Genomic DNA, 18,421 nt, shown 5'->3' with positions numbered 1-18,421 from the left:
CGCCGGTCCGGACTCGCCTCCTCAGCGGATGGCCTCCATGACGCGGACGCCATCCAGCAGCGGCAGGTAGGGCAGCGGATCGATGCCCTCCTCGAGGACGAACTCCGTCAACTGATCGCGCACGACCCGCCTCAGGCGCTCGGGATCCCAGGGCTTGGCGATGTAGTGGTCCAGGCCCGCCTCATTCAGAGCCCGGATCGTGTCGTCCTGATCCGCCTGGCCGGTGACGAGGACCGTCCGCGTTGAGGTGAAACGCGGATCCTTCACGAGCTCGACGAGGAAGTCGACGCCCGAACGACCGGGAAGCCTGTGGTCGGACAGGACGAGGGCGAGCTCGTCCCCGTCCGCCGCGACCTCCTCGACCGCCGCCCACGCATCATCGGCGTCCTCGGCGATCTCCAGGCGGATCCTGCCCCAGAAGTCCTCGAGGTCCCTTTCAAGGGCCTCTCGGACGTCGGCTTCGTCTTCGAGAGAGAGAATGGCGAGTGTCATGGTGTGTCCTCTGGTCGGTTCGATGATTCCGGGAGTGCGGGAAGCGAGACGGACATGACGGTCCGCCCCGGTTCGGATTCGATCCGCATGGTGCCGTGATGGTCGGCGACGATCGAGCGGACGATCGACATCCCCATGCCGAGGCCGAAACGGACGCGGCCCGCTTTCGTCGTGAAATGCGGTTCGAAGATCTTCTCGACGATCTCGGGCGGGACCCCCGGCCCGTTGTCCGAGATCGCGACGCGGACGGAACCGTCCTCCTCTCGCACTGCGACCGTGATCGTCGCAGGCGCCCCGCCGCGCGCGGGCGCGCAATCCTCGCCGGCCCTCCGCCGCGCGTCGACGTCCTCGCGCTCGTCCTCGAGGGCTTCTGCGGCATTGACGAGGAGATTCGTCCACACCTGCTGGAGTTTCGAGGCGTGACCGAGGACCCTCGGCGATTCGGCGATGTCCCGGATCACCTCGATGCCGCGCATCCGGTAGGCGGTGAGGCGGAGGACGTCGTCGATCCCCTCGGCGACGTCGACGGGCTGAAGGTCGGCGGCCTCCGGCCTCGCGTACCCCTTGAGCGAGCGCGTGAGGTCCACGACCCGCTCGGCGGCCGCGAGGATGGAGCGCAGGGAGGAGCCGATCCTCGCCCCCGATTCGACGACTTCAAGATCGCCGGTCGAAGCCTCTTTCAGGGCCCTCGCCCGGTGCGGGTCGCTAACGCCCGCGAGGACGAGCCTCCTGGCCAGGCGCCGATCGCCATCGACGAGGGGGAGGAACTCCTTCACCAATTCGCGCTCCTGCGCGGTCGAGCGCGGCGGGGCTTCGAGGGCGGCCCGCATGGACGCCCGGGCCGCTTCGAGAGTCTTCGACGATGCGAGCACCCGTTCGACGTCCTCGCCGAGGTGCTCGGCCGAACGCGCGAGTGCGGTCACCGGATTGTTGAGTTCATGGGCGATGCCCGCCGACAGCTCGCCGAGCATCGCGAAGCGCGCCTTCTCCACGAGCTCCGCGCGGGTGCGCCGCAGGTCCTCGAGGGCGATCTCCAGCGCTTCGCGCTGAGCCTCGAGGTCGGCCGCGAGCATCGCGTTCTCCAGGTGGAGGTCCTCGGCGCGCATGAGCCGACGGGTCAGGGACTGGATCGCCAGTGCGGCGAGGGGCGTCGCGAGCGAGGGCTCCTCGAGCAGCGCGATCTCGAGCTGCTCATGAGTGAGGCGCACGACGCGGGTCGGCGCAGTCGTCACCGCCGTGAAGAACGCGTTCTCCCCCCTCGCCAGGGAGACGAGCCCGATCAGGGGGCCGGAGGTCGCGTGATGGGCGAGGACTTCGCCGCGCATCGAGTCCCTGTGGAGCGAAACCCTCCCGTCGAGGACGAGGTGGACCGCGCCGACGGGCTGCCCCTGAACGGCCAGATCCGTGCCCACCGGCACGATGAGGCGCGGTCGGCGCCCCAGCACCTTCTCGACGCCCTCGAGCAGTCGGCGGACCACTTCGCCCTCGGGAAGATCCAATCCCTTGAGCAGAGGGCCGCGGACGGCGATGTCGGGGGCCTCCCCGAGGATCTCGACGATCTGCTCACGGGTCCGCCCATCGGCCAGCATGTGCCGGACCATCGCCGAATAGGCCTGGCCCGCGAGCAGCGGGACCCTCCAGGGGACCGTAAGGACCGAGGACAAGCGGCCCGAAGTCGTCGACTTCCACAGGTCCGAATGGGTCGTCTCGTCGGTGACGACGAGCCAACGCGTGGGCTCGAGGATCGGGAACCCCTCCATGAGCTCCAGGGCCGCGTCGATGTCGGCGACCTCCGAGGTGATCACCCCGAGGACGACATGGTCGTCCGGCGCCAGTGTGGCGTCGTAGTGACGCAGGTCCTCCGCCCCGTCGACCCGGTCGAGGCACACATTGGGGAAGGATTCGGCCAGGTCCGAGGCGAGGGAGCGGGCGAAGCCCCTCGAATCATCACCGATGACGAGGATGTGGATCCGACGGCCCGGACGATGCCCGCCCTCGCGCACGTTCGCGCGCTCCCAGGCGGACTCCCCCGCCCTCGGCGGCTCGTCGTGCTCACCCATGTCAGATCACTCCGAGCGGGCCCCAGGTGAGCGGCGCGACGAAGGCGAGCAGGAGGACGCCGACGACGCCGACGACGACGCCGACGACCACCATCTCTCGGGTCGGAGTGGTCCCCGTCGAATAGGCAATGGCGTTCGGCGGGGTCGAGATCGGCAGGCACATGCCGAGCGAGCAGCCGAGCGCGAGGACGATCGCGATCTGAGCGGCGGGCGTCGAGATCGTCATCGCCAGGCCCATGCCCATCGGCACGAGGAGGTTCGCCGAGGCCGAGTGCGAGATGACGTTCGAGGTCACCCAGCCGACGAGGGCGAGGGTGAGGATGAGGAGGACAGTCGGGATCGTCTCCCAACGGATCGAGCCGAGGAGCCAGGCGTCCAGTCCCGTCGAACCGACGCCCGAGCCGAGGGCGATGCCGCCGGCGACGAGCCACAGCACCGGCCAGTCGAGGGCGCGCAGGTCGTCGCCGCCCATCACCTTCGTCACCATGAGGGCGACGACGGGGAGGAAGCCGACGATGTTGGAGGAGATCCCGTGCAGGGATTCGGTCATCCACAGGAGGATCGTGAGGATCGCGACGACGTAGAAGATCTTCGCGTTGCGCGAGGTGTCGAACTTCGCCGAGGTGTCGATCTCGAACTTCGCGTCCCGGGGCACGTAGCGCCAGGAGATGAAGAGCCACGACACGGCGAGGACGATGAGCATAAGCGGGACCGCCGCGAGCATCCACTCGAGGAAGGTCACCGAGATCCCGGCGGCCTGGAGGGCGCCGAGGGCGATCGCATTGGGCGGCGTGCCGACCGGCGTCCCCATGCCGCCGACGTTCGCGGCGACCGGGATCGACAGGGCGATGCCCGTCCTCGCCCCGCCCTCGGGAAGGGCCATGATGACCGGCATCATGACGGCGAACATCGTCGCGGTCGTCGCCGTGTTCGACATGAACATGGACATGAGCGCGGTGATGAGCATGACGCCCATGACGGTGAGGCGGGGCTTGCCGAGGAAGGGCTTGAGGAGGACCGCGGAGAGGGCGCGGTCGACCTTGTACTTCGCGGCGCCGTCGGCCAGCATGAAGCCGCCGAGGAAGAGGATGATCACGGGATTGGCGAGCGCCCCGAAGAAGCTCGTGTAGGCGGGGGCCTCCTCGCCGACCGGCAGGAGCGCCTTGTTGGAGACGAAGAGGACCTCGAGGAAGATCACGAGGGCGGCGGTCGCGGACAGCGGGATCGCCTCGGTCACCCACAGGAGGATCGCCGCGAGGAAGATGCCGAACATCCGCGAGCCCTCGACGCCGAGGCCGGGCAGTTGGACGAAGAGGAAGACGATGATCGCGATGAAGGCGCCGAGCTGCCCGAAGAGCTTCACCGGGCTCAACCCGCCCTTCTCCTTCTTCTGGCGGGTCGTCATGTTCGTCGCGGAGCGCGGATTGACCTTGAAGTGGGTCCGATGGGAGCGTGTCATTGATCGAGACCTCGTTGTCTGAAGCGACCTTGCTCCGCCAAGAGTATGCCGTGAATCACTCGCACGTCGCGGGAACAGGATCCGGGATCCCGCCCCGAACGCCCCCATCGCGGGGCTTCTGGGACCACTGGCCCAGATCCGCGCCTCCGACGGGGACCTCGGCCGATGTGCCCGGCGGTCCCGACCGGTGCACACTAAGGGCATGACTGGCCGACGGACCCCGCTCGCGCCCGTGGAGATCGCGACCGCAGGGATCCTCGCCGGATTGACCGCGGCCCTCGGGCTCGGCTCATCCGCGCTGCCCGTCTTCGCGCTCTTCTTCCGCATCGGCGCGGCCATTCCGATCGCGATGGTCGCATCGCGCATGCGCCCGCGGACGGCCTTCGCCACCGCACTCGTCGCCCTCCTCCTGGCCGGAGCCGTCGGCGGGATCTCGACCGCATGGACGACCGCTCAAGTCGGCGCGATCGCCTTGGTCGTCGGCGCACTGCGCCGCAAGGGCGTCGCGGCCCTCGGAGTCGCCCTCACGGCCCTCCTCGTGGCGCTCATCGGCGCCCTCGGCGCGCTCGCCCTCCTCACCCTCCTCGAATCCGCCCGCGAACTCGCCCTCGAATCCGCGCGCACCTCGATGAACGGCTATCTCGAACTCGTCGGGAGGATCCCGGGCCTGGGTGGATCCGCGCAGCTCGCGCAGAGCCGGGTCGACGCCTTCATCGCCCACTGGTGGATCTGGGCGCCCGCATTGAGCGGGCTCCGCCTGGCGATCCTCCTCCTCGCGGCCCACTGGCTGCTCTCGCGCGTCCTCGAGCGCCTCGACCTCGCCGACGGATCCGATCCCCTCGAAGAGGCCATGAAGGCGCCGGGGCGCCCGGGTCCGCTCCCCCTCCGCCTCAGAGGGGTCGGCTACGCGTATCCGGGCTCCGACGCCCCCGCCCTGTCGGACATCGATCTCGACATCGATTCGGGCTTCACGGTCATCGTGGGGCCCAACGGCTCCGGGAAATCAACCCTCGCCCTCATCCTCGCCGGAGCCGCGCCGACCCGGGGGAGCGCGACCCGGCCGGGCGGCGCGGGACTGGGCCGAGTCGGGGGCACCGCGATCCTCGCCCAGCGCGCCGAAACACAATTCCTCGGGGAAACCGTCGCCGAGGACGTCGTTTGGGGGATGGGCGAGGAGGAGCGCGCGGGCGTCGACCTCGACGCCCTGCTCGACCTCGTGGGCCTGCGCGGCCAGGCGCAGGTCGCGCCGCGTCACCTCTCAGGCGGAATGCTCCAGCGCCTCGCCCTCGCCGGTGCACTCGCACGCCGCCCCGCCCTGCTCATCTCCGACGAGTCCACGGCGATGATCGACCCGAGGGGCCGCGCCGAACTCCTCGAGATCCTGAGCGCCCTGCCCGCCTCCGGGACCGCCGTTGTCCACATCACCCACGACCCCGCCGAGGCGGCGAACGCGAGCCGCATCATCAGGCTCGAGGGCGGGCGGATCCTCCACGACGGGACGAGGAGCGGCGCACCGCGGTCGACCGGGAGCGCGGCCGCGGTCGCGGCCGCGGCTGCGCAAGGGGCCGATCACGGGCGCGACAAGGGCCGGGCCCCGAGCGGAACGCGAGGAAGGGGCACGGCAAGCGCCCCTTCGCCCGCATCGGCGCCCGCGCCCGCACTGACCGGCACGATCGAGCACCTGTGGGCCGACCGCGTCACCCACTCCTACAACCCGGGCACCCCGTGGGACCGCCTCGTCCTCTCCGATGCGAGCTGCATCGTCTCCCCCGGATCCGCCCTGCTCATCACCGGCGAGAACGGCTCCGGGAAGTCCACCCTCGCGCGCATCCTCGTCGGCCTGGAGTCGCCGACTTCGGGCCGCTGCACCCTCGGAGGCGTCCCCGTCACGAGGCGCATCGGCGAGGTCGGGCTCGCCAGGCAATTCGCCCGCCTCCAACTCCAACGCCCCACGGTCGGCCTCGACATCCTCTCCGCCGCGGGCTACGGCCCTTCCGTGGGCACCGGACGAGGGCGCAAGGGCCGCGCCCTCGACTCCGCGAGGGCGCGGGAGCTCATCGCCTCGGCCCTCGCCGAGGTCGGACTGCCCGAGGAACTCTCCCGCCGCAATGTCGACGCCCTCTCGGGCGGTCAGATGCGACGCGTCGTCCTCGCAGGCCTCCTCGCATCCGACCCGGTCGCCCTCGTCCTCGATGAGCCCTTCGCCGGACTCGACGCGGAATCGCGCGCGATCCTCATCGACGTCCTGGAGCGGCGCAGACGGGCCGGGCTCGGCCTCGTCATCATCTCCCACGACGACTCGGGCCTGACCGGCCTGTGCGATGAGCAGCTCACCCTGGCCCGGGGAGTCCTCGCATGAACACCCAGCCGCCCCAGGCCGGGCCCCGCGGGAGGAGACGGGCGGGCTTCTTCCTCCCGCGCGCCCTCCCGGGCCCCGCGCCCCTGAAGAAGGTCCGGGCCGAAGTCCTCATCCTCGCCTGGACGATCCTCACGACCCTGCTCCTCGTATGGCCGACATGGCCGTCGATCGGGATCGTCGCCGCCCTCCTGACGGTCGGGACGCTCCTCGTCAGGGCGCCCGCGAGCGCGATCCCGATCCCGCCCTCCTGGTTCTGGAGCGGGCTGATCGGGGGCCTCATCGGCGCGGCTCTGGGCGGGGGCCTCTGGTACTTCATCCGACTCACGGCACTGGGCCTCGTCATCGTCTGGGGGACCTCACTGCTGCTCTGGACCTCATCCACGATGAGGATCGCGCAAGGGCTGCGCACCCTCATCCGCCCCCTCGGGCGCATCGGGGCGCCGGTCGACGAGTGGTCGCGAGTCATGAACCTCGCCCTGCGGGCCCTGCCCGTCGTCTCCGACCAGGCCCAGGCGGTCATCGACACGGCGAAGCTGCGCATGGGATCCGAGTGGACCCGGGCGACCCCCGGGGCGCTCGTGCGCCTCGGCGTGGACATCACGACCGCGTGCCTCTCCGCGGCATCGCGATCCGCGCGGGACACGGGACGCGCCATGTCGATGCGCGGCGGCTTCGAGCCCCTCGACGATCGGCGGGAGCGTTTCACCCCGGCCGACCTTGGCGCCGCTCTCGCGGGGATCTGCGCGATCGTCGGCATCGTCGCCGTGCGCGTCTTCTGGTGAATCGTCGCCGCGCACGTCTTCTGGGGGGAGGTTCCTGCGGTCCGGGCGCTGGCGAATCGACCGCGCCGACTGGCGGGCCGGGGCTCCGTGCGGGCCTTGGCGCCCCTGTGATCTTCAGCCTGAAAACGGATCCGGGCCTTGCGCCATTTGACGGGTCCGCCCTCGAGTCCGTAGCCTTCTCAATGTCTTTCGACACGCGCGAGTGGCGGAATAGGCAGACGCGCACGGTTCAGGTCCGTGTCCCAGTGATGGGGTAGGGGTTCAACTCCCCTCTCGCGCACCAGGGTTTCCTGCGGGATTCTGCGGGAAAGTCGGGGTGCCACTAGCACCTTAACTACATCGTCAACTACGTCGGGCCAGTGCAAGGGGCCGCGATGCAGGGGTGGTGCATGTTGAGGACGGCCCGAAGGGGCGATCCGTCATGCCAAATCCGTCACCTTTCACCAACAAGTCGGGGACAGTCGTCTACCGCGTCCAGTACCGCCCCTACCCGGGCAAAGGCCCGACGACAGACACCTTCGAGACCTACAGGCAGGCCGCAGACTTCTGCGCCCTCATCAAACGCGTCGGACCATCCCAAGCGCGCCTGCTCCGCGAGGCCGTCACGCGGGCCGAGCTCGAGGAGGCGATCACCTGCCGCGACGCCTTCACCCGATTCTGCGAGCACGCCTCCTCCTACGCCGAAGAGGGCACAGTAGCCAAGTACAAGCTCATGTGGGACAGCCGCATCGGCCCGACCTTCGACCCCTGGCCCATCGGCCAGGTCACACGCCAGCACGTCGAGGCATGGGTCGCCAAACTGCGGAGGACGGAGACGACGACCTCGCACAGGGCCCGCACGAAGGACCCCTCCTTGGACCCGCAGTTCATGTCGCCCAAGACGATCGCGAACCTCCAGGGACTCCTCTCCTCCGTCTTCCGCCTCCAGGTCGACGAGGGCCACCTCGAGAAGAACCCCGCCCACAGGATCCGCCTCCCCGCAAAGCACACGACAAGGCCGCCGATCTTCCTCTCAACCAGCCAACGCACGAGCCTGCTCGCCCGCACACCCGCCGAATGGCAGACCCTCATCGCGCTACTCCTCGCGACAGGGCTCCGCTGGGGCGAGGCGACGGCGCTCGCGGCGTCGGATCTTGATCTGGAGGCGACGCCGGCGACTGTCCGGGTGGAGCGGGCGTGGAAGCGGGGGGCTCAGGGTTTCCACCTGGGGCCGCCGAAGTCGAGGAAGTCCCGCAGGACGATCACACTCCCGGCCCAGTTGGTGCCAGAGCTTCAGGAGCTCGCAGATCGTCGCGGGACTGGGATGCTCTTCGTCGGGCCCGATGGGGGGCGTCTGCGGTCGGAGTGGTTCACGGCGCGCGTGTGGAGGCCGACGGTCGAGGCGGCGGGGATTGATCCGGCGCCGAGGATCCACGATCTGCGGCACACGCATGCGTCGATGCTCCTGGGGGCTGGGGTGCCGATCCACATCGTCCAGTACCGCATGGGGCACGAGTCGATCCAGACGACGGTGAACGTCTATGGGCACCTGGTGCCCGACGCTGGGAGGATTGCGGCCGAGGCAACCGAACTCGCGATGGCGACGGCGTTGCCTCAGCTCATCGAGTCAGCGTCATAGGCACGCCTCTGAGGCGCTTACACGTCGTGGGTGTCTCGTTGTGCCAGGGCGGCGTTGATCGCGTCTCGTTCGGCCTGGGTGAGACCGCTAAGGCGGTCATCGAGGGTGGCCTGGTCCACCCAGAGTTCATCGGCGAGCTCTTCGGGTCCGCGCGCCCATAGACAGGCGTCGATGAGACGGTCCAGAGGGATGAGGCGCCGTGCCGCCGCATCTCGGACCTGTCTCTCGATCGCCTCGGGCTGGCAGCCGCGGTGTCCGTGCTCGACATGGATGAGCTCGTGCGTGAGGGTACAGCGGCGTTCGGCTTGGAGCTGGCGCGGCGTCATCCAGATACGCCGGCCATCGGTTGCGCCCAGGACGTTCGCAGGGAGCGCCTCAGTCCAGATGAGGACGAGGTCCAGGCGCTCGCGGAGGGCTGTCCAGGGGTGCCACATGCGCGCGAGGATACGCGCGGGTATGTGCATCTCGGTTTCGTGTCCTCGTCAGGCGTCGGCGCTTGGCGAGAATGGCCGCCTCCTGCGCGCTCGCGCGTGTCGAAACGAAATGATCCGGGCGTCCTCATTCGTTTCCTGCTGGGAGTTGCCGGACATCCACGCACGGATGTAGGAGTGCTTCGTGCCTGTGGAGGCGGCGGCGCAGTCGATCGTGTCGTTCGGCCACGCTCGCCGAGTGGCTTGGGTGATGAGGAGGGGCTTCTCGTCGGGGACATTGACCGGTTCGGCGTCCCTCCATCCGCGCGAAGCGATCTGGATATGGAGGCTGCGTGCGCGCTCAGCGGAAATGAGACAGAGGTGCTGAGCGCGCATGACGATGGCGCCGACGGATGCACCGTACTTGGCTTTCATGCGTAGGTAGGCCGCGAGGGACGATGTCTCGTTGATGTGCTCTCGCATGGCAGGCGCGGGGAGGAGGAGCGCGCCGGCGAATTCGAAAGCGCGCTTCTCCTCGAGGTCGCGGCTTCGCGGTGGCGCGACGAGGTTGAGGTCGTAGAGGATGTGGCCGAGCTCGTGTGCGATGGTCATGCGTTGGACGGCTCCGGGTTGAGGCGCGATCGTCACGATTAGTGGACGTTCAGTGCGCGCGCTCGGGCAGGTGGCACCGGAGTAGTCGGAGTGACCTGATTCGGATTGGCTGAAGCCGCCCTCGGGGCTACTCGCGACGTTAGGGTCAAGCCCGATGATGACGCCGACGCCGAGCCGTTCGGCGAGTCGGACCATGTTCGGGATCGGCTTATCGGAAAGGTTCACAGTCTCGCGGACGAGGTCAGCCGCGTATTCGACGTCGCCGTGATCGCCGATCGACCGGAGTCGAGTGACTTCGGGGGTAGGGAGTGCGCAGGCGGTAGCAGTGGACGTCCAGAAGCGGGACGCCTCCTTGAAGAGGCGCGTAATCCTCTTGTCGGAGCGCGCTCCGCTCGAGGCCTTCTTCCTGTAGGTCAGGGGTGCGTTCTCTTCGGGTATGGGGAGCGCGGAGAAGAAGGTTGTTGGAAGATCGAACCTGAGTGCGGCGAGCTCGAGAACGCGCGCGGGAGGTGGAGTTGAACCGTTGACGATCTTCGACAGGTGGCCCTGGGTGATGCCGAGTTGCGCGGCAAGGGAAGTGAGCGTAAGGCCCTCCATCTCCGCAAGGTCACGGAGGCGTTCGCCGCGGACGGGGCCGTCAACGAACTCAGAGCGCATGGGGATTCTCAAGGCTCATGTCGATGTCGGCGAAGAAGTCGATTTCGTCGTCGTCGCCAGTGAACTCGAGCATCGATTCGAGGCCGTCGGCAGGCATAAGGTCGACGGAGGCGTCGATCGGAGTGCGCATGCCGAATCGGCCCGCTCCCGTCGGGTGCACGAGCCTGAGCCCGAAACCGTAGACGGACTCGTCAGAGGGGATCTCGCTCCACAACAGTAGGTAGTTCTTCGGGACGCGAATTCCGAGGATCTTGTCGTCGAATGCCTCTTGCCAGTAGGCGCGCCGACGGGAATTCCTGCCAGCTCCGGGAACACCACCGGGGTGGATTCGGCGGTTTTCTTTGAGATAGCGGACAGTGCAATCAGGCCCATGCAACTCAACCTTGCACATGTGCGCTGTATCAACATCGACACTCCATCCATCGGGGAGGTTGACGTGACGCATCTCGTTCGCGAAGCCCGCGCGCATCAGGTGTGTGCGAATGTACGTGTCGATCCCATCGCTGTAGCCGAGAGCCTTGGTTGCCGCCTGGATGGCGGCAACAGACTGGGCGTTCCAGAGGGTGGAGCCGAGCTCACGGCTGCACTGCAGGAGCACTTCGAGTGTTTCATGTTCATGGGTAAATTATGCCTCCGATCGCATTGAGGCATAATTTATCGCAAGATGTCACATTGCAACAGTGGAGGGCGCGCTACTCCTGCGGCTCTTCACTGACGCCGACGCGATCATGTTCATGCACACCGTTCTCGCATCTCTCGCGCTCGCGGCGCACCCGCAGGACAGCCTCGTCGGGGGTTTCGGGGTCGTCGTCCCAGTCCCAGTCTGGTCCGGGGAGGACCTCTGTCGGGGTGGGGATTTCAGGGCCGAGGGATTCGAGCCATTCGTGAGAGACCTCGGAGGCATCGGCGGTCATGACGATGACGTCAGCCTTGAGGGCGGTCCCGATGACGTCGGCTCGGGCGACGGGGAGTTTGCCGCGGGCTTCGATGTACTTGACGAGCGGCAGGAGGTTCTTTGATTGCAGGTCGGTGAGCCGGCCGACTCGTTTGCCGCCGAGTTCGACTTGGACGAGTTCTGCCGTGGATCGTGGGCGTACCTCGGTGACGGAGCGGAGGACGACGGAGACGTGATTCACCCCTCCGGGGATGATGAATGGGGCGAGGGCGTCCATATGGTTTTCTTCGCCACTGACTTGGCGCTTCTTCCCTGCTGGGATGATGACGTGCGGGGCGGCGGGCAGTCCGTTGGAGGGGCGGAGCGCGTCGGCTGCTGGGAGGTGGACGGTGACGGCGGCGTGTTCGCCGTACCCGTTCATCTTGGCCCAGGTGCGGGCCTTGACTTTCAGGTCGAAGCCTTCGGCGGCGAGGTCGCGCAGGACGACGCCCCACACTCGGGCAAGGTCTTCGGGGATGTAGCCGACGTGTGCGCCGCGCACGTAGACGGCGATTGCGAGGTGCGACTTGGAGTAGGGGTTGCTTCCGTCGAAGACGAGGATCGCGGGATCGTTGATGACTGCGCCTGATTCGGAGCGGAAGCCGGGTTCTCGACCCATGATCTTGGCGAAGACTCCCTTGCGGTAGTTCTCCCCGACGACATCGATCGCGTCCTCGCACCGGCCCCACGGGTCCAGGGCGTTGGGGCCGGGAAGCGGGGGAACCCAGTTGCGCCCCTCCATGTGCCCACGACGTCCAGCCGGAGCGGCGGGAGCGAACGTCCACTGTGGCGACGGCACCGGCGTGGGCGTGGGTACTGGTACCGGATCAGGTGCGGGAATGACGAGCGGCCCGGAGGGGACGGCAGTTCCAGCGGCGTCAGGAGCATAGGGACGAGGAGCGGGCGCTACAGGTGACTGCGGCTCTGGCGTTGGTGTCGCCGGGCCGAAGAGTCCTTGCTTCATCCTCTTCCGCTCCTCTGCCATCTGGCGGTTCTTCTCGCGTTCCTCCTTCGTGAACGTGGCACCGATACCGAAGAAGAGCGCGAGCCCGACGAACACGAGGAAGAGCAACGCAGGAACCTGCTCGCCGCGGGTTTGGCCAGCGGGGGGCGCGGCCACCATCATGAGCCCGCCGAAGACCATGAGGAGATCTCCGAGGAGGGCGATTGTCAGGAGGACTCTGAGGATCTTGCGGAGCATTCGAGCGGGCTTTCGATGAGGTGATCAGTCCTGGGGTTCTTCGCCGGCGTCGGTGCCGGCCTGGGAGGCGTCCCAGCCGGGGCGGCGGGAGACGGTGCGGGCGGCGAGCTGGGCGAAGTCGGGGATCTCCTCCTCGGCCTCGCCAGCGGGCTCGAAGGGACGGGATGCAGGGCGGGAGGCGAGGATCTCGCGCTTCCTCTTGAGGGCTGCGGCCCGGGCGACGGACTCGACCTCGGCGAGCTCATCCTCGGCGAGCTCGTCGGCCGATTCCCCGATGAGCAGCTCGGCAAGAGAACCAGCGGCCGCCTCATCGGCGAGGGCGGGGCCGGGCGTCGGCGCGGCCGGGGCGAGAGGGGTCGGTTCTCCGCCGTCGAGGATCGCCTGCGCCGAACCGGGAGCCCACTCGAGGGCCTTGTCCAGCGCAATCAGTGTCTTCGCCGCGTACGACGGACGACCGCCATTCTCGACTTGATCAAGAGTGCGAACAGACAAGTCGGCAGCACTCGCGAGCGCCCCGCGACTCGAGAACCCGAGCTCGAGACGCCGCGCCAAGACCGAGTCGCCGAGACGCTGGGCCGGTTCCACGTAACTCATGACACAAGCGTGACCGAATCACAATGAATCATCAAGCAAGCGACAGCTTGAAACAATCTGCACCTCTCCCGAAACACAACGACGTAGTTACGGCTATGAACTTGGGATTTGACCTGCATGAATACGTAGTTCATGCGCATGATTCAGCATCAATGCTTGACGCGATTCTGAACGTGTCATATGGTTCTGCACATGGAAGCGCAACATGCAGATTCGCCGAACGAAGAGTGGCGCAGAGTCGGGGCGACGATCAGAACGATGCGTGAGATACGCGGACTCAATCCGGACGAACTTGCGCGAGAGATTCATATTTCGACACCGCACCTGCGGAACATCGAGAACGGCCACAGGGCCCTGACCGAAGTGCTGCTGACAAAGATCGCCAAAGCGCTCGTCGTCCCCCAGATCGCACTCCTCCGCGACGGCTACTTCGATTCCGAGTGGACCGAAGCGCAGATCGAAGCGAAGAACCTCGAGCGCCGCGTCGAGAAGCTTCAGGACAACGCGACCGCGCTCGCGGACGAAGTCGAAGGACTGCGCGCCGCGCTCGCGGACCTTCTAGCTCGAGCGAAGGCGGTGGCGTGATGCCGTTCTTCAAGAAAGATCTCGACCTGTCGAACGGCCAGGTGCGCAGCGTCTACGCCTACACAGAGGCCGACCGGCCCCTCATGGACCGCGTGTGGCGTGAGCGCTACGCGCTCAGGGCGGTTGAGACAGCATGAGTCTCGATATGCGCGCCCTCGGAGACATCCGTGACGGACTCGTCGCAGAGCTGATGCGAATCGAGAGCCACCTCCCCAGCAGCGTCGTCGATCCGGTCATCAGTGCACTGCTGCCCCATTTCACCGGGGCGGAGATCACCGCGCTCGTCGAGGCGGCCGCGAAGCGCCAGATGTGCGTCGCGATCCTAGATGCCGCTCGGTCGGTTCTTTCGGTCCTCGAGGAGGGCGAGGGCGACCTGTTGGGCACCGTAGCCGATGAAGTGGACAGCCTTGGCGAGCTCGCGCACTTCGGGGTTGCTGGCGGTTCGCTTCAGCTCCGCGGCTCGGCTCGTACCGCTTGCCATGTTGCTGATCGCTTCCTTCAGGCGGTCGTCGAACGTCTGCATGAGTCGTCCTCCTCGGTAGGTGATGGTCGCGGCCGTGGGCCGCGAATGGTTGGCACCTCCGACCCTACCGAGGGGGATGCCCGATGAGCGGTGTCAGTCAGGCAAATGGATCCGGAGGGATCGGAACGACGAGCGGCGAGTCCTCTCCGACGATGTCCAGGACGAGTTCATCTGGGATGGGCTGTCCCCAGGCCCCTAGTGCCAGGCATCGGATGGACCGTCCGGGGTCGAGCGTGAAGCGGTCGTCGAGGTCGAGGCGGACGAACTCGTCGCGGTTGCGGACGTGGTCGACGGAGAGGGGCGTGAGCTGCCGGTTCCGGATCGTGAGGGCGTTCTTCGAAGACCAGGTGATTTCGACGCGCGGGCGTTCTGTCTTCACGTGGGTGTATGCGGCGTCGCTCTTCATTCCGCTGGGCTCGTCGCTGAAGCTCGTCTGGGAGTGGCTTCCGGTTGTTGCGTCTGTCGTGTGCTTCGCGGTGGTCGTGTCGCTCTTGGTGCTTCTGGATCGGTGGGATCGCCGGAGCGCGAAAAGGCCTGAGATCAACGCGATGGCGACGGTGACGAGCACTCCGGCCCATTCTGCGAGCGATCCGGGTTCGAGCTCTGCGATTGCCGCATTCACTTCCATGTCTTCCTCCTCGGTGGGTGTCGGCGGTGCTTCCAGCGCGCCGGTGTTCTCCAATCCCGACCCTACCGAGGGGGATACCCGATGAGCGGTGCGAGGGAGCTCGCTGGGCTGGTTGAGCGGGTGTTGACGACTCGTGAGGTCGCTGAGCTTGAGCGGGTGAGCGCGCAGTCGGTGTCGCAGTTGTGTGCTGCTGGGGAGTTCCCAGGAGCGTATCGGTCGCCGGGGAAGCGCGGCCGGTGGCGGATCCCCGAGTCTGCGGTTCTTGAGCGGCGTAAGCGTTTGGCGGCGGCCGAAGAAGAAAGGGCTGCGCGTCTTCAGGCGGCGAGTCTGCGTCTGGAGGAGTACGCGGATTTCTCTGGGGCGATCGCGCCGCTCATGCCGCGGTCGCGTCGTCGTCGCCAGCTCGGGGTGAAGGGCGCCAGGGGCGCGTGAATGTCAATGTCGTCGGCCCGTGTACAGGAATGGCACCCCTGGGTCGTCGGATGGGAAAGGAAATGCCTCTCGGCGCCTTGCACGTGCCGAGAGGCGGGAGTCGGGAAAGGAAATTCAGGACTCATGAATGAGCTTAGCAAGTGGACGTTGAGGAGGGCGCGCCCTGGTGGGTTGTTGCGGCCGTCGGCTCCGGGGCGTCCGGGGTCGCGTGCGCGGCGCCTGTGGGTGTGGCTGCGGGGGCTGCGTCGGAGCGCGTGGGGGGACTGGCGATGAACGCGAGGGTGAAGACGATGTTCATCTTGATGTCGGTGGCCCTGTTTTTGGGGTTCTCGATGGAGGGGCCGGACAACCCCCAGGGGTGGCCTGCGTGGGTGGGGCTGGTCGGCCTTGCGCTTGCTGCGCAGGCGGCGCGGATGGCTGTCGTGGAGCTGCGTGATCCGTGGCAGGGGTGGTGACGCGTGGATCTGATGGTGGTTGTGATGTCGTCCCTGTCGGTCGTTGTGGGCCCGTGTGTGGTGGCGTTGGCGATTCTCGCGTGGGATCGGTGGGATCGCGATGGGCGGTGAGCAGGATTCTGTGTTCTGGAGGGATCTGGCGGCGTGTGCGCGGCCCGGCATGGATCCTCGGTGGTGGTTTCTCGAGGGCCGTGAGAGCACGCAAGAGACGCTGGCGGTATGTCGATCCTGCCCGGTGGTTGCCGAGTGTCGCAGGTGGGTGATCGCTGATGATGCCGTGCGAAGGGCGTCGGATATCTGGGGGGTCGCCGGCGGTTTGACTCAGGACCAGCGTCGCCGGCGTCGCATCGAGTTGTCGGAGGCGGGCTCCTTGGAGGGCGTGGATGTCGCGGCTCTGCGCGAGTGTGCGGGCGGGTGCGGTCGTCTGCTGGTGGGGCCTGGTCAGGAGCGTGGTGGTGTTCATGTCGCGCCGCAGAAGGCCAGGGGCATGTGCACCAGGTGCTACGACCGTTTCCTCAGGGCTCATCGCGAGGAGTTCCGGGCGATTGTTCCTGCCGGCGAAAAACGGGCGGAGGTGGCGTGAATGTCGTTGACCCCCTATCCGTCTGGCTCGTCTCGTTGTGGGGCTGAAAAGACCGTGCTGATCGTCCCGTGGGTCGAGGGTGTACGTCGTCCGGAGGCGGCGTATCGCCAGACCGTGTATTGCGACAAGCCGAGCTATCACGTCGTCAAGCAGACAGAGCCTGCGCGTCGGCATTACGACCAGACGACCTTGGCGTCGTGGGATGACGAGGCCGACGAGGGGCGTGAGGAGCAGGCGTCGTGACTGAGGAGGATCGAATGAATGGTGCTGGGGAGGAGTTTCACGAGGTGCGTCGGCAGGTGGTGGACCGGCTGATGCAGATCCGCTTCATGGAGTCTGGTCATGTCGGAGCGTCTGAGGCGGATCGCGAACGAGTGTGGGCCGAGTTCTACGATGCGGCGCCTGAGGACTTGCAGTACCTGTTTGACACGGTCGATGTGCTGGTGGATTGGATCGTGGCCGCGGCTTCGGTGGCGGTCCAGATCCGCGACACGCGGGGCGTCGCGTCCATGCTGGAGCGGGAGGCGGCGATCGATGAGCTCGCCGACTTCCTCGAGGACAAGGCCGAGCAGCTGAAGCCGGGGGTGGAGTCGTGAGTGAATCGTGTGAATCTCAGCTGGTGCAGTCGCTCATCGTCGATGTGCCGTCGAATGAGTGGCTTTCGGCGAATGATCGTCTGATGCCGTATGCGCGGGCCCGCAGGGTTGCGGCGGTGCGCTTGCGCGCTGCGATGCTCGCCCGCTCGGCCAGGCTGCGCCGCATGGAGGGCTTGGTGCGTGTGGATGCGGTGATTCATGGGCGCGTCCAGCGGACCTTTGATCCGAACAATGCGGCGGACACGACGAAGCCGATTGTGGACGGTCTGCGTGATGCCGGGGTGTTCGAGGATGACGACTACCGGCATGTCCTCGGTCCGAATCACGTCTTCGGTGAGCCGATCTCGACTCTTCCAGTGGGGGCGCATCGTGTCGCCCTCACGCTGACACCGATTGGAGGCGCACAAGAATGACGCGCAATGAATGCCGATGCCATTCGTTCGAGTACGGGAGGTCGGATCGCCGGTCGACCGTGGAGGCTCGGATGTTCGACGTCGAGGATCGGATTCTCGAGCTTGAGGAGCGCCTGGATGCGGCCCTGAACCTGCATCATCTCCTCGACGATAGGGTGAAGGCTATCGCCGCCGAGGTGTCGCTGATCCCGACCTCCGAGGACGATTACGACGATGACAATGCCGTCGTCGAATACCTTGAGGATCCGGACATCGAAGACGCCGGCGCAAATGTGGATGACCTCGGCGTGGAGTCGGGAGTCGGGGATGAATCCCTCGAGGCCGATTGGCCTGCCGCTCCGGGTCTCTACTACATCGAGTCCCATCAAGGCGACGGTGGCGGCCGTTACAACGGGCCGGCACGTTACTTCGGGCCCTACTTCATCCCCATGAGCTACGTCGATGGTGGTAGATGGACGATTTCGCAGTCCGTCGGGTGGCGGCTGACGACATGTGACGAGATGGTGGCGCTTCCTCGCTTCGCCGTTGAGGATCTCGTCCGTGCCGCGAGATCGGTCTCGCTTCTGCGAACTCGGGACAATCAGCGTCTCATGACGGCTGTCGAGTCAATCCTTGACATTGCTGACGGTCAGGAACTGCGATGAGCGGGGACACGAGCTTCGTTGAGGTCCTCGGTCTGCTCGGCGACGGGCACACCGTGGATGAGCTCTCTGATGAGCTCCGCCAGGTCGTCCAGCGCGTTCAGCAGACCGGCAGGGCGGGCCAGCTCTCGTTGACCTTGAAGGTCATTCTCGCGTCGGACAACACGGTCGAGATCATCGACAAGATCGCCGTCCGTCTTCCCGAGTTCAAGCGCGATCCGCACGAGTTCCGAATCGGCGAGGAAGGCAACCTCGAAGACGCCGGGCACCAGACGACGATCGGGTTCCGCGTCGTCGGCGGGCGGACCGTCCTGACCGAGGACGGCGAAGTCGATCCGGCGACCGGCGTCATCGCCGACTGAAACTGACGAGCTCGAGGAAAGGAGG

23 protein-coding genes and 1 tRNA gene are annotated in these 18,421 nt (G+C 66.9%); 15 read left to right on the top strand and 9 right to left on the bottom strand.

Going from position 1 to position 18,421, the window contains the following annotated elements; all coding sequences use genetic code 11:
* Positions 1 to 21: 21 nt before the first annotated feature.
* Genes HD592_RS01190 through HD592_RS01180 form a run of 3 tightly spaced genes read right to left on the bottom strand, consistent with a single transcriptional unit; the run spans position 22 to position 3,957 of the window.
* Complete coding sequence (locus HD592_RS01190; protein WP_184451369.1) at positions 22 to 492, bottom strand: response regulator; 471 nt, start codon at positions 490 to 492, stop codon at positions 22 to 24.
* On the bottom strand, positions 489 to 2,552 hold the full coding sequence (locus HD592_RS01185) for a sensor histidine kinase (RefSeq protein ID WP_184451368.1): 2,064 nt from the start codon (positions 2,550 to 2,552) through the stop codon (positions 489 to 491). The genes HD592_RS01190 and HD592_RS01185 overlap by 4 nt, the downstream gene beginning before the upstream one ends.
* A gap of 1 nt (position 2,553) precedes the next feature.
* Positions 2,554 to 3,957 carry an SLC13 family permease gene (locus HD592_RS01180; RefSeq protein ID WP_184454310.1) on the bottom strand — a complete coding sequence of 468 codons (1,404 nt, stop codon included), beginning with the start codon at positions 3,955 to 3,957 and terminating at the stop codon, positions 2,554 to 2,556.
* Between the two features lie 256 nt (positions 3,958 to 4,213).
* Between HD592_RS01180 and HD592_RS01175 the strand changes: the two genes are divergently transcribed.
* The 4 genes from HD592_RS01175 to HD592_RS01160 all read left to right on the top strand — a co-directional run bounded on the left by HD592_RS01175 (position 4,214) and on the right by HD592_RS01160 (position 8,770).
* Positions 4,214 to 6,370: an ABC transporter ATP-binding protein gene (locus tag HD592_RS01175; protein ID WP_184451367.1), complete on the top strand. Its 2,157-nt coding sequence runs from the start codon at positions 4,214 to 4,216 to the stop codon at positions 6,368 to 6,370.
* The gene (locus HD592_RS01170; RefSeq protein WP_184451366.1) at positions 6,367 to 7,152 is read left to right on the top strand and encodes a CbiQ family ECF transporter T component; all 786 of its coding nucleotides are present in this window, start codon (positions 6,367 to 6,369) and stop codon (positions 7,150 to 7,152) included. Before HD592_RS01175 ends, HD592_RS01170 begins: the two co-directional genes overlap by 4 nt.
* A gap of 196 nt (positions 7,153 to 7,348) precedes the next feature.
* Positions 7,349 to 7,435: transfer RNA gene (locus tag HD592_RS01165), tRNA-Leu, on the top strand.
* Between the two features lie 138 nt (positions 7,436 to 7,573).
* A complete protein-coding gene (locus tag HD592_RS01160; protein WP_184451365.1) occupies positions 7,574 to 8,770 on the top strand; it encodes a tyrosine-type recombinase/integrase in 1,197 nt (398 codons plus the stop codon).
* A gap of 17 nt (positions 8,771 to 8,787) precedes the next feature.
* On the opposite strand, the gene HD592_RS01155 is transcribed toward HD592_RS01160, so the two are convergent.
* From HD592_RS01155 to HD592_RS01135, 5 genes are all read right to left on the bottom strand, one after another.
* Positions 8,788 to 9,204: an ImmA/IrrE family metallo-endopeptidase gene (locus HD592_RS01155; RefSeq protein ID WP_184451364.1), complete on the bottom strand. Its 417-nt coding sequence runs from the start codon at positions 9,202 to 9,204 to the stop codon at positions 8,788 to 8,790.
* Positions 9,205 to 9,252: 48 nt separating this feature from the next.
* Positions 9,253 to 10,449, bottom strand: a complete 1,197-nt coding sequence (locus tag HD592_RS01150) for an XRE family transcriptional regulator (protein WP_184451363.1) — start codon at positions 10,447 to 10,449, stop codon at positions 9,253 to 9,255.
* Positions 10,439 to 11,047, bottom strand: coding sequence for a hypothetical protein (locus tag HD592_RS01145; RefSeq protein ID WP_184451362.1), 609 nt, complete (start codon positions 11,045 to 11,047; stop codon positions 10,439 to 10,441). The genes HD592_RS01150 and HD592_RS01145 overlap by 11 nt, the downstream gene beginning before the upstream one ends.
* Positions 11,048 to 11,141: 94 nt before the next feature.
* On the bottom strand, positions 11,142 to 12,584 hold the full coding sequence (locus tag HD592_RS01140; RefSeq protein WP_184451361.1) for an HIRAN domain-containing protein: 1,443 nt from the start codon (positions 12,582 to 12,584) through the stop codon (positions 11,142 to 11,144).
* Positions 12,585 to 12,608: 24 nt separating this feature from the next.
* Positions 12,609 to 13,178 (bottom strand): hypothetical protein, encoded by a 570-nt coding sequence (locus tag HD592_RS01135; RefSeq protein WP_184451360.1) that lies wholly within the window; start codon positions 13,176 to 13,178, stop codon positions 12,609 to 12,611.
* A gap of 180 nt (positions 13,179 to 13,358) precedes the next feature.
* Here HD592_RS01135 and HD592_RS01130 point away from each other — a divergent pair, with 180 nt between their 5' ends.
* The 3 genes from HD592_RS01130 to HD592_RS01120 are packed head-to-tail and all read left to right on the top strand — an operon-like array spanning position 13,359 to position 14,373.
* Positions 13,359 to 13,763: a helix-turn-helix domain-containing protein gene (locus HD592_RS01130; protein WP_184451359.1), complete on the top strand. Its 405-nt coding sequence runs from the start codon at positions 13,359 to 13,361 to the stop codon at positions 13,761 to 13,763.
* Positions 13,763 to 13,900, top strand: a complete 138-nt coding sequence (locus tag HD592_RS01125; RefSeq protein ID WP_184451358.1) for a hypothetical protein — start codon at positions 13,763 to 13,765, stop codon at positions 13,898 to 13,900. The genes HD592_RS01130 and HD592_RS01125 overlap by 1 nt, the downstream gene beginning before the upstream one ends.
* Before the next feature lie 8 nt (positions 13,901 to 13,908).
* The gene (locus HD592_RS01120) at positions 13,909 to 14,373 is read left to right on the top strand and encodes a hypothetical protein (RefSeq protein ID WP_184451357.1); all 465 of its coding nucleotides are present in this window, start codon (positions 13,909 to 13,911) and stop codon (positions 14,371 to 14,373) included.
* A 10-nt stretch (positions 14,374 to 14,383) separates the two neighbouring features.
* On the opposite strand, the gene HD592_RS01115 is transcribed toward HD592_RS01120, so the two are convergent.
* Complete coding sequence (locus HD592_RS01115) at positions 14,384 to 14,968, bottom strand: hypothetical protein (RefSeq protein ID WP_184451356.1); 585 nt, start codon at positions 14,966 to 14,968, stop codon at positions 14,384 to 14,386.
* 27 nt (positions 14,969 to 14,995) lie between these two features.
* Between HD592_RS01115 and HD592_RS12550 the strand changes: the two genes are divergently transcribed.
* The 8 genes from HD592_RS12550 to HD592_RS01075 all read left to right on the top strand — a co-directional run bounded on the left by HD592_RS12550 (position 14,996) and on the right by HD592_RS01075 (position 18,396).
* Positions 14,996 to 15,346 (top strand): helix-turn-helix domain-containing protein, encoded by a 351-nt coding sequence (locus HD592_RS12550; protein WP_184451355.1) that lies wholly within the window; start codon positions 14,996 to 14,998, stop codon positions 15,344 to 15,346.
* Positions 15,347 to 15,486: 140 nt separating this feature from the next.
* A complete protein-coding gene (locus HD592_RS01105) occupies positions 15,487 to 15,801 on the top strand; it encodes a hypothetical protein (RefSeq protein ID WP_184451354.1) in 315 nt (104 codons plus the stop codon).
* Positions 15,802 to 15,901: 100 nt separating this feature from the next.
* Complete coding sequence (locus HD592_RS12545) at positions 15,902 to 16,384, top strand: WhiB family transcriptional regulator (RefSeq protein ID WP_184451353.1); 483 nt, start codon at positions 15,902 to 15,904, stop codon at positions 16,382 to 16,384.
* A complete protein-coding gene (locus tag HD592_RS01095) occupies positions 16,385 to 16,627 on the top strand; it encodes a hypothetical protein (RefSeq protein ID WP_184451352.1) in 243 nt (80 codons plus the stop codon).
* Complete coding sequence (locus tag HD592_RS01090; RefSeq protein WP_184451351.1) at positions 16,624 to 16,980, top strand: hypothetical protein; 357 nt, start codon at positions 16,624 to 16,626, stop codon at positions 16,978 to 16,980. Before HD592_RS01095 ends, HD592_RS01090 begins: the two co-directional genes overlap by 4 nt.
* Positions 16,977 to 17,393: a hypothetical protein gene (locus tag HD592_RS01085; RefSeq protein ID WP_184451350.1), complete on the top strand. Its 417-nt coding sequence runs from the start codon at positions 16,977 to 16,979 to the stop codon at positions 17,391 to 17,393. Before HD592_RS01090 ends, HD592_RS01085 begins: the two co-directional genes overlap by 4 nt.
* Positions 17,394 to 17,464: 71 nt before the next feature.
* Positions 17,465 to 18,037 carry a hypothetical protein gene (locus HD592_RS01080; protein ID WP_184451349.1) on the top strand — a complete coding sequence of 191 codons (573 nt, stop codon included), beginning with the start codon at positions 17,465 to 17,467 and terminating at the stop codon, positions 18,035 to 18,037.
* A complete protein-coding gene (locus HD592_RS01075) occupies positions 18,034 to 18,396 on the top strand; it encodes a hypothetical protein (protein ID WP_184451348.1) in 363 nt (120 codons plus the stop codon). Before HD592_RS01080 ends, HD592_RS01075 begins: the two co-directional genes overlap by 4 nt.
* The last annotated feature ends 25 nt before the right edge of the window (positions 18,397 to 18,421 follow it).

It is taken from the genome of Schaalia hyovaginalis (assembly GCF_014208035.1).
GTDB lineage: Bacteria > Actinomycetota > Actinomycetes > Actinomycetales > Actinomycetaceae > Pauljensenia > Pauljensenia hyovaginalis.
Note: the sequence above shows the minus strand (reverse complement) of the source record. Positions and strands in the feature narration are given on the sequence as shown.